General features: G+C 41.1%; 11 protein-coding genes and 1 pseudogene. 10 read left to right on the top strand and 2 right to left on the bottom strand.

The features are described from left to right. Nucleotides 1-429: 429 nt before the first annotated feature. Together trhP and BG00_RS15080 are read right to left on the bottom strand one after the other, a co-directional pair. Nucleotides 430-1818, bottom strand: coding sequence for a prephenate-dependent tRNA uridine(34) hydroxylase TrhP (trhP, locus tag BG00_RS15085; protein WP_036983710.1), 1389 nt, complete (start codon nt 1816-1818; stop codon nt 430-432). 365 nt (nt 1819-2183) lie between these two features. After that, the gene (locus BG00_RS15080; protein ID WP_036983709.1) at nt 2184-3509 is read right to left on the bottom strand and encodes a methyl-accepting chemotaxis protein; all 1326 of its coding nucleotides are present in this window, start codon (nt 3507-3509) and stop codon (nt 2184-2186) included. A gap of 273 nt (nt 3510-3782) precedes the next feature. Between BG00_RS15080 and ndk the strand changes: the two genes are divergently transcribed. The 10 genes and pseudogenes from ndk (at nt 3783) to BG00_RS15030 (ending at nt 16183) form a co-directional block, all read left to right on the top strand. After that, on the top strand, nt 3783-4214 hold the full coding sequence (gene ndk, locus BG00_RS15075; protein WP_036983708.1) for a nucleoside-diphosphate kinase: 432 nt from the start codon (nt 3783-3785) through the stop codon (nt 4212-4214). Between the two features lie 183 nt (nt 4215-4397). Continuing rightward, nucleotides 4398-5528: a dual-specificity RNA methyltransferase RlmN gene (locus BG00_RS15070; RefSeq protein ID WP_010389431.1), complete on the top strand. Its 1131-nt coding sequence runs from the start codon at nt 4398-4400 to the stop codon at nt 5526-5528. 115 nt (nt 5529-5643) lie between these two features. After that, a pseudogene (gene pilW, locus BG00_RS15065) lies at nt 5644-6549 on the top strand (type IV pilus biogenesis/stability protein PilW); the annotation flags it as partial. A gap of 650 nt (nt 6550-7199) precedes the next feature. Beyond that, on the top strand, nt 7200-8069 hold the full coding sequence (locus BG00_RS15060) for a RodZ domain-containing protein (protein WP_036983706.1): 870 nt from the start codon (nt 7200-7202) through the stop codon (nt 8067-8069). A gap of 5 nt (nt 8070-8074) precedes the next feature. Further along, nucleotides 8075-9193: a flavodoxin-dependent (E)-4-hydroxy-3-methylbut-2-enyl-diphosphate synthase gene (gene ispG, locus BG00_RS15055; RefSeq protein ID WP_036983705.1), complete on the top strand. Its 1119-nt coding sequence runs from the start codon at nt 8075-8077 to the stop codon at nt 9191-9193. Nucleotides 9194-9381: 188 nt separating this feature from the next. Further along, nucleotides 9382-10662: a histidine--tRNA ligase gene (hisS, locus tag BG00_RS15050; RefSeq protein WP_036983703.1), complete on the top strand. Its 1281-nt coding sequence runs from the start codon at nt 9382-9384 to the stop codon at nt 10660-10662. Nucleotides 10663-10707: 45 nt separating this feature from the next. After that, nucleotides 10708-11328 carry a YfgM family protein gene (locus tag BG00_RS15045; protein WP_036983702.1) on the top strand — a complete coding sequence of 207 codons (621 nt, stop codon included), beginning with the start codon at nt 10708-10710 and terminating at the stop codon, nt 11326-11328. A gap of 10 nt (nt 11329-11338) precedes the next feature. After that, nucleotides 11339-12517, top strand: a complete 1179-nt coding sequence (gene bamB / locus BG00_RS15040) for an outer membrane protein assembly factor BamB (protein ID WP_036983701.1) — start codon at nt 11339-11341, stop codon at nt 12515-12517. Between the two features lie 93 nt (nt 12518-12610). Next, a complete protein-coding gene (der, locus tag BG00_RS15035; RefSeq protein ID WP_036983700.1) occupies nt 12611-14080 on the top strand; it encodes a ribosome biogenesis GTPase Der in 1470 nt (489 codons plus the stop codon). Between the two features lie 375 nt (nt 14081-14455). Next, entirely contained in the window at nt 14456-16183 is a 1728-nt protein-coding gene (locus BG00_RS15030) for a DUF885 domain-containing protein (protein WP_036983699.1), read from the top strand. The last annotated feature ends 17 nt before the right edge of the window (nt 16184-16200 follow it).

Below are 16200 nucleotides of genomic sequence, written 5' to 3'. Positions count from 1 at the left end.
AGTTATTTTGGTGTCGTCGTAGTTACTTTGGTCTCGTCGTAGTTACTTTGGTGTCGTCGTAGTTATTTTGGTGTCGTCGTAGTTACTTTGGTGTTTGGGCGTTTAGTTTATTTTTTAAACACAATTTTTGAAATAATAAAAATAACTGTGAAACCTATTTTTCAACTACGACTATGCTGTGGGGAAAAATCGAAGCTCAATAACATGGGCTCTACCTTAGCGGATATAACCCATGTTTGAGTTTGAAAACTGTGTGACTCTTTTAGCCAAACTGTGTTACTTTAAGTTCCCTGCTATAAATGAGCAGTCACACAACTAGTCACACACTCAAGGTAACTTGTTGATTATTGTAAAATAACAGAATCCTGCCTTACATATCACAGTTAATGCATTTGCTGTTTATTAATAAAGCCATAATTAAACTCTCTATTATGAAACAGCTTGTTTGAAAGGGTTGCGGGTGTCTTGGTTTTCATCCAAGTTACGCATCAGTATGGCGTGCTCTAAGTCGATGTTGTCAGGTACGGGAATTTTTACAATGTGGCCTGAACCTTTGGCATCAGTAATGCTTTCGCCTTTTTTGTTTTCCATACATTCAAGCACAAAGCTAATATTACCTTTCGGCGTCATTAATTCTAATGAATGGCCAACACAAAATTTATTTTTTACATCTATTTCAACCAAACCAGTGGCATTACGCCCAAGTACCTCACCTACAAATTGCTGCTTGGTAGAAACTGAATGGCCGTATTCGTAATTTTGATAATCTTGATGGGCGTGGCGTTTTAAAAAACCTTCGGTATAACCGCGGTGAGCAAGGTTCTCAAGAGTTTTAAATAAGTCTGCATCGAATGGTTTACCTGCAACCGCATCGTCAATCGCTTTGCGATACACCTGAGCGGTACGCGCAACATAATAAAATGACTTAGTACGCCCTTCTATTTTAAGGCTATGCACCCCCATTTTTGTTAGCTGCTCTACGTATTGCACGGCGCGTAAGTCTTTTGAGTTCATGATATAAGTGCCGTGCTCGTCTTCAAATGCAGGCATATATTCACCCGGGCGACCTTGCTCTTCTAGCATAAATACATCGTTACTTGGCGCGCCTTCACCTAACGTAGGTATAACCGTTTTAGGGTCAATTTTATGTACCATTTCGCCGGTTTCGTTCTCAGTGCCGGGTTTAACATCGTACTCCCAACGACACGCATTAGTGCAGGTGCCTTGGTTAGGATCGCGCTTATTAATATAGCCTGAGAGTAAACAACGCCCTGAATAAGCCATACACAGCGCGCCATGAACAAATACTTCTAGTTCTGTTTCTGGGCACAGTGTGCGTATTTCGCTGATTTCTTCAAGCGATAGCTCGCGAGACAAAATCACCCGCTCAATACCTTGTTTGGCCCAAAACTGTACGCTTGCGTAGTTCACTGCATTGGCTTGAACCGACAAATGAATTGGCATATCGGGCCATTTTTCACGCACTAACATAATTAATCCAGGATCTGACATGATCAGCGCATCGGGTTTCATGGCAATAACAGGTTCTATATCACGTAAATACGATTTTACTTTCGCATTGTGTGGGGCAATATTAGACACTACATAAAACTTTTTATTTAGCGCATGTGCTTCGTTAATCCCTATTTGTAATGTATCTAAATCGAATTCATTATTGCGAACCCTCAAACTGTAACGAGGTTGACCGGCATAAACCGCGTCGGCACCATAGGCAAAGGCATAACGCATGTTTTTTAAGCTGCCTGCAGGGCAAAGTAATTCAGGAATAAACGGGATTGAGGAAGAAACAGCTGACATGTGCGCTCCATACATCGAACCGAGTTCAAGTCGGTTGCATGAATAATTATACCAACCCGCAATAATACTTAATCATTTTACGGGGCTAAACGTGTCGCTACCTTCGTTAAAAAAATCTCATTTACGACTGCATGGATGCAGAAGGTAGAGCAATGCAGGAGCAATTGCCGAGAACAACTAAATAGCAATTTTTTTGCCTAGCTATCAACTCGTTTTTTCAGCCTCAAAATAGACCACTTAATTAAGCGAATTGGTATTAAGGAAAATAAACCGTGCAAGTATAATGAGGGGGCAAAAGAGAAACCTTGATCAAGATCATCAAAATTTCTCTTGTGCGCTAATAAATGAAGAGCAGCAGATTTAAGTTATTTTTTACTGCTTAATTGGTTCGAAAATTGACTAACCGCATCAACAACTTGTTGCGCGCCTTTTTTAATATCACTCATTACATCACCAGATTCTTTGGAGAGCGCTAGGCCTTGTTGCGCTTTATTTTTACCTTGCTCTATTACAGCCACCGTTGATTGGGTTAAATTTTGGTTTTGTTGTACAACATCCACTATTTCTTCAGTCGCTTTACTGGTTCTTGAGGCAAGTAAACGCACTTCATCAGCCACCACCGCAAACCCACGGCCTTGCTCGCCGGCGCGCGCGGCCTCAATAGCCGCATTAAGTGCCAATAAATTAGTTTGATCAGCAATACTGCTAATGCTCTGCACTATGCTCGCGATAAGTTGCGATTGTTTATCTAATGCTGAAATTTCTTGAGCAGCTTGCTCCATTTGCTCCGACAATTCGTTCATAACCTGCACTGTTTTTTGTACCACTTCAGCACCTTTGTCCGTGTTGTTATCGGTTTCGATAGACGTGCCATGCGCAATACTCGCCGCTTGCTCTGTAGCCAGTTCTCTTTTTACTTGATCAGTGATCACTGTGGCAAATTTAACTATTTTATAAAGCTCATTTGCTTCATTAAAAATAGGATTATATGAAGCCTCTAACCAAACTACATTGCCGTGTTTATCAATACGTTTAAATCTGCTCGCAATAAACTCGCCATTACGCAAACGTTGCCAGAAGGCCTGATACTCTTTACTACTCGCTACTTGCTCATCACAAAACATACTATGATGCTTGCCCACCACGTCTTGCTTTGAATAACCCATACTTTTTAAAAAGTTGTCATTAACACGCAGCACCATACCTTGAGTATCAAACTCTATAACCGCCGTTGAACGATGCAAGGCTTTAATTAAATCTTCGTTTTCTCTTGAGCTTTCAATTATTTGTGTAAGCACAGTGCAATGCAGGGTTAAATACTCAAGCTGGCCTTGCTCGTTTTTTATAGGATGTAAAATGCAGCGTAACCAGTCTCGTTGCCCGTTTTGGTGTAGCAACTGAATAGCACCTACATAGTGCTCACGCTTACTTATTGCTTGTTTAAATAAATTAAAATCAGGATTATTCTGTGCATTTTCAGGAATAAAGTTAATAATATTCTGGTTAAGCAACTGACTATTTGAATAGCTGAATGTACGTTCAAAATTCTTATTTTGTCTTATAACATGACCTTGCATATCAAGCTCTAAAACTAGCATTTCACTGTCTAAGCTTTGTCTAACCTGCTCTCTAACTAAAAGTTTGTTTTGTAAATCAGCAACTTGATTTTTTAAAGATTGGTTAAAAAACATATGGTTATCCTAGTATTGAGATGTATGAACTATACATTGAGCGTTTATTGTAATTATTATTAACAACTAAAACCATTTGTTAACATAGACGTAAATATAGCGGAAGTATTTAAAACTAATATACGTAATAGCATGGTTATAAGCTCAAAACTAAACGCCCTTAAATCAAAATAACATGGTTGATATAATAAATTAGGTTTTTTTCGTTAAAACGCGTATAATTCGCGCCCGTTAATATTCACACTTTCACTTAAAAATTATTGGAGCACAAAGATGGCTTTAGAGCGTACTTTTTCAATCATAAAACCTGATGCAGTTGCTAAAAACCACATCGGCGCAATCTACAACCGTTTCGAAACTGCGGGTCTTAAAATCGTTGCAGCTAAAATGGTTCACCTTTCACAAGAGAAAGCTGAAGGTTTCTACGCTGAGCACAGCGAGCGCCCTTTCTTTGGTGCTTTAGTATCTTTCATGACTTCTGGCCCAGTAATGGTTACCGTTCTTGAAGGCGAAAACGCTGTTCTTAAAAACCGTGAAATCATGGGTGCTACTAACCCAGCTGAAGCGCTAGCGGGTACTTTACGTGCAGACTACGCTGATAGCATCGACGAAAATGCGGTTCACGGTTCAGACGCTGTTGAATCTGCTGCTCGCGAAATCGCGTACTTCTTCGCTGACGAAGAACTTTGCCCACGTACTCGTTAATTCGAGTTCACAGCTAACCCTGTGATGCAAAGTATGAAAAGGGCTTTCGAGCCCTTTTTTAGTCATTACGTAAAGTATTAATCGTTTAGTTATGATGTTTTACTTAATGATTATAGTGGGTGAATTGTGTACAATTCGCCCTTGTAAATTTTTACCATCACCGCCACCGATTGAGGTTGTTACATGACCGAGCAAAAAAAGATTAACTTATTAGATTTAAACCGAGATGCAATGCGAGAGTTATTTGTATCATTCGGTGAAAAGCCATTTCGTGGCGATCAGGTGATGAAATGGATTTATCATTTTGGCGTAGATAATTTCGACGAAATGAGCAACGTAAACAAAAAGCTAAAAGAAAAGCTTAAAAACGAGTGTGAAATCGTTGCACCCGAAATTTCAGTTCGCCAGCAAGCCAGCGACGGTACTATTAAATATGCATTAGTACTAGAAGGCGGCCAAGAAGTAGAAGCAGTTTGGATCCCAGAAAAAGATCGCGCCACCTTATGTGTATCGTCTCAAGTAGGTTGCGCCCTTGAATGTACGTTTTGCTCAACGGCACAACAAGGCTTTAACCGTAACTTAAAAGTGTCGGAAATTATTGGCCAAGTATGGCGTGTAGCCAAAGACATTGGCCTTGATGGCAACAGTGAAAAACGCCCTGTCACTAACGTCGTTATGATGGGGATGGGCGAGCCATTACTTAACGTCAAAAACGTCGTACCAGCGATGGAACTGATGATGGACGACTGGGGCTTTGGTTTATCTAAGCGCCGCGTAACATTAAGTACCTCGGGTGTAGTACCTGCCCTTGATTTATTGAAAGAAAAAATCGACGTAGCACTGGCTATTTCACTTCACGCCCCTGATAACGCACTGCGTGATATTTTGGTACCCATTAATAAAAAGTACCCAATTGAAGAATTTTTAGCGGCCTGTCGTCGTTATATTGATGGCTCTAAAGCCAATAAAGACGTGACTATTGAATACGTTATGCTTAATGGCGTTAACGACAGTACCGACCAAGCACATGAGCTGGTTAAAACGTTAAAAGGGACGCCATCTAAGGTAAACCTTATTCCGTTTAACCCGTTCCCGGGTAATGAGTATACGCGTTCAAGCAACAGCCGAATTGACCGTTTTTCAAAGGTATTACAAGCTGCGGGGATTACCTGTATTGTTCGTCGTACACGAGGGGACGACATTGACGCTGCCTGTGGTCAATTAGCTGGCGATGTGGTTGATAGAACAAAACGTATGGCTAAAAAGAAAATGCGTGATGACAATGCAATTGCAGTAAATATTCATCAAGCCTAAACGTTATAAAAGACTCTGGTGCCTTTGTGATAAATCGTTTATTTTAAATAAATGATGCAACACAAAGGCTTTGCGGTAAGATAGAGGCTATGGAAATAAATAAAGAGACAAGGTAATGCGATCTTTACTTGCTTTAGCACTATCAACACTACTTTTAAGCGGTTGTGTTACTGAAAATAGTTACAACGGCAGTGACAAACCCGTCGTCGAAAATAAAATAAACAACGCAGGCGCAGCGCGTACCCGCATTGCTTTGGCATTACAATATTTAAACACCGGCAATAATTCCCAAGCAAAATATAACCTTGAGCGTGCGAGCGAATATGCACCAAACCTCCCCGAAGTTCATTATTCTTTAGCTTATTACTACCAACAAGTTGGCGAAAATGCATTAGCCGACAAAGCCTATCAAAAAGCGTTGACGATTAAGCCTGACGATCCGAATACCCTAAATAACTACGGTACGTTTTTATGTAGTATTGATGAGTATGATCGCGCTACCGATCAATTTTTAAAAGCGATTGAAATTCCAAGTTATATTCGTGTAGCACAAAGCTATGAAAATTTAGCCTTATGCGCCATTGAGTTTAATGACTTTACAAATGCAGAAAGCTACTTTCAACAAGCGCTAAACCACAGCTCGCAGCGTACATCGACCCTAATTAGCTTAGCCGCCCTTTTTTATGCTAAAAGTGACTTACATAAAGCCAGCGACGTTTTAAAGCACCATGACGATACTGGCCGTGTGTCTGCACGGGCTTTATTACTTAGTTATTTAATTAAACAGCGTATGGGTAGAATAGAAGATGCTGAAAAAATTGCAGCTACTATTTTGCAAACATACCCAAATAGTATTCAAGCTAACGCCATTCGTGACAACCAATTAAGGCAAACAGAGTTTGAAGTGCTGCGCGAAAAGTACCGCCAAGCACAACTTGATGAATTACAAGAAAGCAGTAATAACAATCAAATTATTGTGGAGCCAAAAATAAAAATTATTCGTAAAAAAAGTCCAACATCTGCAGTAAGCTCTGATGATTCAGTAAAGTAAGCTGCAAAAATACAACAAAGACACAAATACCTTTTTAAATTAGGGTCTGTTGACCTTTCAAGGTTAAATTTGCAGCAGCCTGTTTGGTATTTAGGCAAGGCAGAGCTTATGTGGTGTGGTTATTCCCCATAAATAGGCGATAACGTAGTATCAATGCCAAACAGGCGCTGCCCGAAGGGTTCTGCCTAGGGGCAATTAACTCTTTGTTGCTCGGTTTTTACTTAGCCCACTAGGTTACAAACCTCGCGCCGCGATTAAATTGCCCCTAGTTTGAACAAATATTAATCCGCAAAGGTCAACAGACCCTAGTAAAATAAGAGTAAAAACGAGTGTATCGGTTGATATCGCTCGTTTTGCTGTAAACCAATTTAGCATTTCAGTGTGATTCAATGCTAAACTGCTATATGTTAGGTGCATTAAAGGGCTTTAAAAATAAAAACAGCAAAAATTTTAAAAGGACTATAGTAACGTTTTTATAAAACCGCAGCTGATGATACCCTTTAAAAGCGTGCATTCCAGTAGCAAGAATAAACGAACACTAAAAAATAAAAACAAAGTCTTACTCTGGTTATTAAGCCAAAACATTAACTTTTACTCGTGGATCCAGACTCATACATATTATGAATGAAGATAATACACAACCGCAGAGCGACGGACCCTCTGTAGGACAAATGCTAAAATCGCATAGAGAAAATGCAAATATCAGCCTTGCTGAAATCGCCTCGCTATTAAAGCTAACAGAATCACAAGTTGAGCATATTGAAAGCGACGAGTATCATTTACTCGGTGCAAAAACGTTCGTTAAAGGCTATATAAAAAATTATTGCCGCACACTAAGCATAGATAGCAGCGCTATTTTAGCCATGCTGCCTGCTTTTAGCACATCAGATAAGCTAGTAGATATGCAAAGCTTTTCAAGGCGCACAGAAAAAGAAGCGCATGACAGTCGACTGATGACGGTAAGCTATTTAATACTAGCCATTGTTATTGGTTCATCAGCTGTATGGTGGTGGCAAAATGCAACGCCTATTGATGAACAAACTAACACTATTAATGCTAATAACTCGCTTATTTCGGAGCAACAAGAAAACACAAAACTGTTAGCTGAAGCCGCCGACGAGGCACTTTTAAATGACAGTGAATCTGCAGAAGAAGTGAGTTCAGCATTACAAAATGAGCAACAAAAAATTCAAGCCGCGCCAGTTAATGATGCACAGAGCACCAGTGAACCAAAAAACAGTGATTTAAGCACCATTTTTATGATGTTTAACGATGAGAGCTGGGTAGAAATTCACGATGCCAATGATGAAAAAATTGCTTTTGGTGTAAAAAAAGCAGGCTACGAAATGACCCTAACCGGAGTAGCGCCTTTTTCAGTGGTATTAGGCAAGCATGATGTTGTTCGTATTACCCTAAATGGTGAGCCAGTTGATATTTCGGCCTTTCCTAAAAACCGTTTAGCTAAATTTAAATTACCCTTAGCAGAGTAGTCGCTATGTTTTCAGAATCTCCTATAAAACGCAGAAAATCCACCCGCATAAATGTGGGTAATGTTCCTATTGGTGATGGTGCACCAATTGCCGTGCAGTCAATGACTAACACAGACACAATGGACATTGATGCCACAGTAGCTCAAATTCAAGCGATTCAAGATGCCGGTGCTGACATAGTGCGTGTATCTGTACCAACTATGGATGCCGCTGAAGCATTTAAAAGTATTAAAGAGCAGGTATCGATACCGCTGGTTGCTGATATTCACTTTGACTACCGCATTGCATTAAAAGTAGCAAAGTATGGCGTTGATTGTTTACGTATCAACCCAGGCAACATTGGCAGTGAAGAGCGTATTAGAGCGGTTGTCGACTCAGCCCGTGAGCACAATATTCCAATTCGTATTGGCGTAAATGGTGGATCACTTGAGCGCGACCTACAAGAAAAATACGGCGAGCCAACACCTGAAGCCTTACTTGAATCGGCTATGCGCCATGTAGATATATTACGTCGCTTAGACTTTGACCAATTTAAAATTTCGGTGAAAGCGTCAGACGTATTTTTAGCGGTTGGCGCGTATCGCTTGCTCGCAAAAGAAATCGACCAGCCACTGCATTTAGGGATTACTGAAGCAGGCGGCATGCGCTCTGGTTCAGTTAAATCGGCTGTTGGTTTAGGCATGCTATTGGCTGAAGGTATTGGTGACACACTGCGTGTATCACTCGCAGCGGATCCAGTTCAAGAAATAAAAGTAGGCTTTGATATATTAAAATCATTGCGTATTCGCTCTCGCGGCATTAATTTTATTGCTTGCCCTAGCTGTTCGCGCCAAGAGTTTGATGTAGTGAGCACCATGAATCAACTTGAAGAGCGTTTAGAAGATATTATTGAGCCAGTTTCAGTGTCAGTCATTGGCTGTGTGGTTAACGGGCCAGGTGAAGCATTAGTGAGTGATATTGGCCTTGCCGGCGCAAACCGACGCTCAGGTTTATACATTAATGGTGAGCGACAAAAAGCACGCATTGATAACAACAATATTGTTGATCAACTCGAAGGCTATGTACGCGATTTCATTGAACACAAGCAAAAGCAAACTCCTATTGATATAAAAATCGTAGAGTGATGCGTTGTTACAGGCACTATGTATTTTATTGACCTTTTTTAATCGCGGCATTCACAACGTAGTATAAATTACGTACACCCCGCTGCGCTCGCAATTACCTTATAGTTAGGGTTATAATGCAGGGTCGATTTTTTAGTTTTACGTGGTTGCAGCCTAGGGCTGCACATAAACAGATTTAGGATTTATCAGTGGCAAAACAAATTCAGGCAGTTCGCGGTATGAACGATTGCCTGCCAGGCGATACGCAAGTTTGGCAGAAAGTAGAACACATTTTACGCGAGACCGTATCATCGTTTGGTTATCAAGAAATTCGTTTTCCAATTGTAGAATCAACCGACCTATTTAAACGCTCTATTGGTGAAGTAACCGATATAGTAGAAAAAGAAATGTACACCTTTGCCGATCGTAACGGCGACAATTTAACTCTGCGCCCTGAAGGGACTGCAGTGTGTGTACGTGCAGGTAACGAAAATGGCCTGTTATACAATCAAGAACAACGCCTTTGGTACATGGGTCCTATGTTTCGCCATGAACGCCCACAAAAAGGTCGCTACCGTCAATTTCATCAATTTGGTTTAGAGACTTTTGGTATTGCCAGCGCCGATATTGACGCCGAAGTTATTTTACTCACGGCGCAACTTTGGGAAGCATTTGGCATTACTGATCATGTGCGTTTAGAGCTTAATTCATTAGGTTCAAACGAAGCGCGCGCACAGTACCGCGATGCCTTAATCGCCTTTTTAGAACAACATACCGATGTCCTAGATGAAGATTCAAAACGTCGTATGTACTCTAACCCACTGCGCGTTTTGGATACTAAAAACCCAGATATTCAGGCAATCTTAGTCGATGCACCAAAGCTATCTGAACATTTAGATGCTGAATCAAAAGAACATTTTGAAAATTTATGTGAACGATTAGATGCCGCAGGCGTCAAATACACGGTTAATGAAAAGCTGGTACGTGGCTTAGATTACTATAACCGCACGGTATTTGAATGGGTAACCGACAGTTTAGGTGCACAAGGTACTGTATGTGCCGGTGGTCGTTATGATGGCTTAGTAGAACAATTAGGCGGTAAATCAACCCCTGCGGTAGGTTTTGCAATGGGTTTAGAGCGCCTAGTTTTACTGCTTCAAGCACTTGAGTGTGTAGGTGACATACGTCGTAGTGCTGATGTATATTTAGCAGCTATGGGCGATAAAGCCAGCATTCAAGCCCCTATTATTGCATCTACGTTACGTCGTGATGTACCTGGATTACGCGTTATGGTGCACGCTGGCGGTGGTAACTTTAAAAAACAACTTAAACGTGCTGATAAAAGCGATGCGCTCGTCGCAGTCATTATCGGTGAAGATGAATTAGAGCAAGGCGTTGTGACTATTAAATACTTACGTGAACGTAAAGAACAAGTCACACTAGAATTAGAACAAGCTAAAACGCTACTTGCAGAACTGGTTAATAGCTAAAATTATATAAAGCGTAAGTAGTTAAGCGCTTTAACAGAGGTAAGCATGGAAATTTATTCAACAGAAGAACAACAAGCAGAAGCGATTAAGCGCTTTTTTCGTGAAAACGGCCTTTCACTAGCATTAGGCGTTATTGTTGGTTTAGGTGGTTTATATGGCTGGAAAGCATATAACCAAAATCAAATAACGACTGCAGAGCAAGCATCTGATGCTTACACTAAACTTGTCGAAGGCGACAGCGTATTAGCGTCTGCTGATGCATTTATCAGTGAAAACAAAGACACTCATTACGCAACTTTAGCGGCATTTGTTGCAGCAAAAGAAGCGGTAGATACACAAAAATTAGATGTAGCAAATGAAAAACTAAGCTGGATTGTAACTAACGTTGATAACGCAGAGCTTAAAGCCATTGCAACGACACGTTTAGCGCGTGTGCAAATTGCTCAACAGCAATACGATGATGCATTAAGCACATTAAATGCCCCTTTTCCTGAAGCATTTAACGCAAATGTGGCTGAATTAAAAGGTGACATTTACATTCAGCAAGGCAATAAAGAGCAAGCACGCGTAGCCTATCAAGCTGCTGTTGATGCCGGTGGATTAACGAGTAATCCCCTTTTACAAATTAAGTTAGATGACCTAGCAGTAACTAGCCCAGCGGCATAAGGTTTTAGGCATGAGAAAAATAACAACAGCAACGCTCGCCCTATGTATGGCAACCCTAATGGGATGCTCTTCAAGCGATGACGAAGAAGAGCTGGTGCTTCCAGAAATAGCCAATCAATTCGAAACTGACATAGTATGGCAAGAATCTATTGGTAGCGGTGTAGAGCATTACTTTTCACGCTTATCACCCGCTGTTTATAAAGAGACAGTGTATGTTGCTAGCCGTGAAGGCCAAGTAGAAGCCTTATCACTTGCCAATGGCGATACCCAATGGGAAACCGACGTTCGTCAAGATTTATCGTTTTGGCCTTGGAGCGATAACGAAAATGCAAAATTATCAGGTGGAATATTACAAGCTTATGGTAAAATCTATTTAGGTTCAGAACATGGCTATGTCATTGCACTTGACCGTGAGACTGGTAAAGAAGTTTGGCGTAAAAAAGTACCTGGCGAATCACTCTCTAAACCCGCTGCAGGCGATGGCTTAATCTTTGTTAATTTAGCCTCAGGTAAGTTACTTGCGCTTCACCCAGATACTGGTGAAGAACGCTGGAGCTTTGAGCAAGAAGTGCCACCGCTGACTTTACGCGGTCAAAGTTCACCTACTGTGGCTAACGGTGGTGTATTGGTTGGCCTTGAAACAGGTAAGCTCAGTGTTTTAATTTCTGAGAGTGGCTACTCGGCATGGAGTGCAGAAATTGCAGTGCCAAAAGGCGCATCAGAGTTTGAACGTTTAGTTGATGTAGATACGCAGCCGATCATTAGCGGTCCATTTGCTTATGCTATTGCATACAATGGTAACTTATCAGCAGTAGATATTCGTTCAGGTAATGTTGTATGGAAACGTGAATACAGCAGCTACCGTGAAATTAGCATGGATTTGCAAACAATTTACGTTGTTGATAGTAACGGCGTTGTTTATGCACTTGATAAAGATTCGGGCATTGAACGTTGGAGCCAACCCGCTCTACGTGGCTGGTACTTAACAGGCCCAGCAGTTGCCGGTAATTATTTAGCGTTAGGTGACCAAGAAGGTAATTTACATTGGTTAAATAAAGAAACTGGCGAGCTAGTATCTCGTGAAGACTTTGACAGCTCAGGTTTTTTTGTTGAGCCCGTTGTCGCTGACGATAAATTGATTTTATACACCCGCGATGGTGAAGTTAGCGCGGTAAAAATACCGAACTAACTGTCTACTATTAGTGTAAGGCACTAATAGTTAAATATTTTTTGTAAGGCTTCGCACTGCGAAGCCTTTTGTTGTTTTTTAAAGAGGTAGTTTATGCTTCCCGTGATCGCTCTTGTAGGGCGACCCAATGTGGGCAAATCCACATTATTTAACCGTTTAACACGTACTCGTGATGCACTCGTTGCCGACTTTCCTGGCTTAACGCGTGATAGAAAATATGGCCAAGCAAATTACGATGGCTTTGAATTTATCGTGGTAGATACGGGCGGTATTGATGGCTCAGAAGAAGGTATCGAAACCGAAATGGCTGATCAGTCATTACTAGCCATTGAAGAAGCGGATATTGTTTTATTTTTAGTTGATGCTCGCGTGGGTATGACAGTGGCTGATCAAGCTATTGCTAACCACTTACGTAAGCAAGAAAAAAAGTGCTTTGTGGTAGCCAATAAAACAGACGGCATTGATGCCGACTCAAACTGTGCTGAGTTTTACCAACTTTCACTTGGTGAAGTTCATCATATCGCTGCCGCACATGGCCGTGGTATTACTTTACTGCTTGAGCAAACTCTTCAGCCTGTTATTGCTGAGCTTGCCGCTCTTGATGAAGATGTAGCCGATGACGATGAAGAACTTATCGACTTATATCAAGAAGGTGAAGAAGATGACACCGATCACCAAGCATTTGCCGATAAACCGGTAAAGCTGGCAATTATTGGTCGTCCAAATGTAGGTAAGTCAACCCTTACTAACCGCATACTAGGTGAAGACCGTGTTATTGTATACGACATGCCAGGTACAACCCGCGACTCAATTTACATTCCGATGACCCGTAACGACAAAGAATATATTCTTATCGATACCGCTGGTGTGCGTAAACGTAAAAAAGTAAGTGACTTGGTTGAGAAATTCTCAGTCATTAAAACACTACAAGCAATTGAAGATTGTAACGTTGTGCTACTAGTGATTGATGCTCGCGATGGCATTTCTGATCAAGACTTAAGCCTGTTAGGTTTTGCGCTTAACTCAGGACGCTCATTGGTTATTGCCGTGAATAAGTGGGATGGCCTAGATAACTACGTTAAAGATCGTATTAAAACTGAGCTTGATCGTCGCTTAGGCTTCATTGATTTTGCCCGCCTACACTTTATCTCTGCTCTGCATGGTACCGGTGTTGGTCATTTATTTGAATCAGTTGACGAAGCGTATGAGTCGGCAACTAAGCGAATTAGTACTGCTATGTTGCGTCGTATTATGGACATGGCACAGGCCGACCACCAGCCGCCACTTGTTCGTGGACGTCGTGTTAAGCTTAAGTATGCGCATGCTGGGGGCTACAACCCGCCACGTATCGTTATTCATGGTAACCAAGTACATGACCTACCTGATAGCTACAAACGCTACTTAATGAACTACTACCGTAAAGCACTTAAGATTATGGGTACGCCAATCAAAATTGAGTTTAGAGAAGGCGATAACCCATTTGCAGGGCGTACTAATAAAGTAACCCTGTCACAAAAACGTAAAATTCGCGCGTTTAGTAAAGAAAACCGCAATAAAAGCTAGGTGCTAGGTGCTAGGTGCTAGGTGCTAGGTGCTAGGTGCTAGGTGCTAGGTGCTAGGTCAAAATTAAATAGCGTACAATAAAAGTACGCTATTTTTTTATCTAAAATAAAGTAACAGTACTCGTAAAAGGGTTATTTGACATCAAAGTGCAAAGCGTATGGTTGCCCCACATACCCTTGGTAAGCTTTTATGTGCTGTTTAAATCATTATTCTTAAAAAATTATTTCTCCATTTTTATATAAATAAAATAAGTAAGGAGAGCAATTAAACACACGCCTTAATGTTATAAAACCAACGCATTAATTGAGTGAACTTGTTATTATCGTAAAATAGGCACGCATATGACAATTAAAACTCTAAAAAGTGAAATTCAACATGTTTAAAAAAACAATCTTAGCTATTGCCTTAGCAGCCACCTCGCTGCCAAGCTTAGCCGACAGTAACAGCGATTTAAAAACCATTATTGATAACCACTGGCAAAACGCCAAAGCTGAAAAAATATTTTTTAGAACCGATCCTGATGGTTGGAAGCCCAACGGTACCCTACCCGATTGGAGCGAGCAAGCCATTGCTAAGCGCCAAGCTTATAACAACAGCGTACTAAAAAGCTTAGCCAGCATTGATCCTAAAACACTCAATAGCGAGCAGCTAATGAACTACCGCTTATTTAAATATGAGCGAGAAACCGAGCAGCAAAGCTACCTTTACCAAGATAAATACTTTCCGGTTAATTTTTTAAGTGGCTGGCATACTTACTTTGCAGAAGCACCGGCTAACATGGCCTTTTTAACTGCTGAGGATTACAATGCATTTTTAGTTAGCCTTGGTGATTACCCGCATTTTAATCAGCAAAACATTAATTTAATGAAGCAAGGCATTCAAACTGGTTTTACCCACTACTGCGAAACGTTTAAAAATTATGGCCAAAGTATTAGCGCCCATATAGTTAAACAACCTGAGAATAGCGCCTTATATGAGCCATTTACCCGTATCCCTAATACATTTAGCGCAGCGCAAAAAGAAACTTACCAAAATAAAGCTAAAGCGTTAATTGCCTCAAAAGTCGTGCCTGCTTATCAGCACTTTTACGACTTTTTTGAAAACGAATACATGCCGCACTGTAGATCGCAGCCGGGTATTGCAAGCATCAAAGGTGGCCTTGATTACTACAAGTACACGGTTAATTACTACACCACCACTAATGCTACTCCTAAACAAATTCATGAACTTGGTCTAAAAGAAGTGGCGCGCATTAAAGCACAAATGCAAGTCATTATTGATAGCGTTGGTTTTGATGGCAGCTACAGTGACTTTTTAGAATTTTTAGCAACCGATGAACAATTTTACGCAACCGATCCCCAAGACTTGCTAGAAAAGACCGCTTTTATAACCCAAAAAATGTATGGCAAACTCCCCACTTACTTTGGCCATTTACCGCGTAACACCTTTACTATAAAAGGCTCAGCGAGTCGCGGTGCGTTTTATATGCCACCTGCTGATAACCGCTCGCCCGGTACTTACTTTTTAGCCTCAACCCCAAAACTGCAACCTTTATATAATTTAGAAGCACTTAGCCTGCACGAAGCCATACCTGGGCATCATTTACAAAACGCCATTGCAATGGAGTTAGACGTTCCTGAGTTTAGACGCACTCTTAGCCACTCGGCTTTTGGCGAAGGCTGGGCACTGTATACAGAGCGTTTAGGCAAAGAAGCAGGCTTTTACCAAAGTCCATACAGTGACTTTGGTCGTTTAGGCTACGAAATGTGGCGTGCTGTGCGCTTAGTGGTTGATACCGGCATTCATGCCTTTGGCTGGAGCCGCCAAAAGGCAATTGATTATTTGGCTGATCATACCGCCTTGCCACAAAGCGCTGTGGAAGATCAAATAGACCGTTATATTTCATGGCCAGGCCAAGCGCTTTCATACAAAATGGGCGAAATTAAAATACGCGAACTGCGTGCAAAAGCCGAAAAAGAACTAGGCGCACAATTTGATATTCGCAGCTTTCACGATACCGTTATTGGTCAAGGCTCATTACCTATGGCGGTACTTGAAGATGTAATTAACGACTGGATAGCACAGCAAAAATCAGCTATTTAAAATAAAGCTAGAACAAA

The sequence above is a fragment of the Pseudoalteromonas sp. SCSIO_11900 genome, assembly GCF_000576475.1.
In the GTDB taxonomy this organism is placed as follows: domain Bacteria; phylum Pseudomonadota; class Gammaproteobacteria; order Enterobacterales; family Alteromonadaceae; genus Pseudoalteromonas; species Pseudoalteromonas tetraodonis.
Note: the sequence above shows the minus strand (reverse complement) of the source record. Positions and strands in the feature narration are given on the sequence as shown.

What these genes read in the sequence shown, in the direction of transcription:
- BG00_RS15060 (WP_036983706.1), top strand. Translation starts at nt 7,200, where the DNA reads ATGAATGAAGATAATACACAACCGCAGAGCGACGGACCCTCTGTAGGA.
- ndk (WP_036983708.1), top strand. Translation starts at nt 3,783, where the DNA reads ATGGCTTTAGAGCGTACTTTTTCAATCATAAAACCTGATGCAGTTGCT.
- der (WP_036983700.1), top strand. Translation starts at nt 12,611, where the DNA reads ATGCTTCCCGTGATCGCTCTTGTAGGGCGACCCAATGTGGGCAAATCC.
- bamB (WP_036983701.1), top strand. Translation starts at nt 11,339, where the DNA reads ATGAGAAAAATAACAACAGCAACGCTCGCCCTATGTATGGCAACCCTA.
- trhP (WP_036983710.1), bottom strand. Translation starts at nt 1,818, where the DNA reads ATGTCAGCTGTTTCTTCCTCAATCCCGTTTATTCCTGAATTACTTTGC.
- BG00_RS15080 (WP_036983709.1), bottom strand. Translation starts at nt 3,509, where the DNA reads ATGTTTTTTAACCAATCTTTAAAAAATCAAGTTGCTGATTTACAAAAC.
- BG00_RS15045 (WP_036983702.1), top strand. Translation starts at nt 10,708, where the DNA reads ATGGAAATTTATTCAACAGAAGAACAACAAGCAGAAGCGATTAAGCGC.
- BG00_RS15030 (WP_036983699.1), top strand. Translation starts at nt 14,456, where the DNA reads ATGTTTAAAAAAACAATCTTAGCTATTGCCTTAGCAGCCACCTCGCTG.
- ispG (WP_036983705.1), top strand. Translation starts at nt 8,075, where the DNA reads ATGTTTTCAGAATCTCCTATAAAACGCAGAAAATCCACCCGCATAAAT.
- BG00_RS15070 (WP_010389431.1), top strand. Translation starts at nt 4,398, where the DNA reads ATGACCGAGCAAAAAAAGATTAACTTATTAGATTTAAACCGAGATGCA.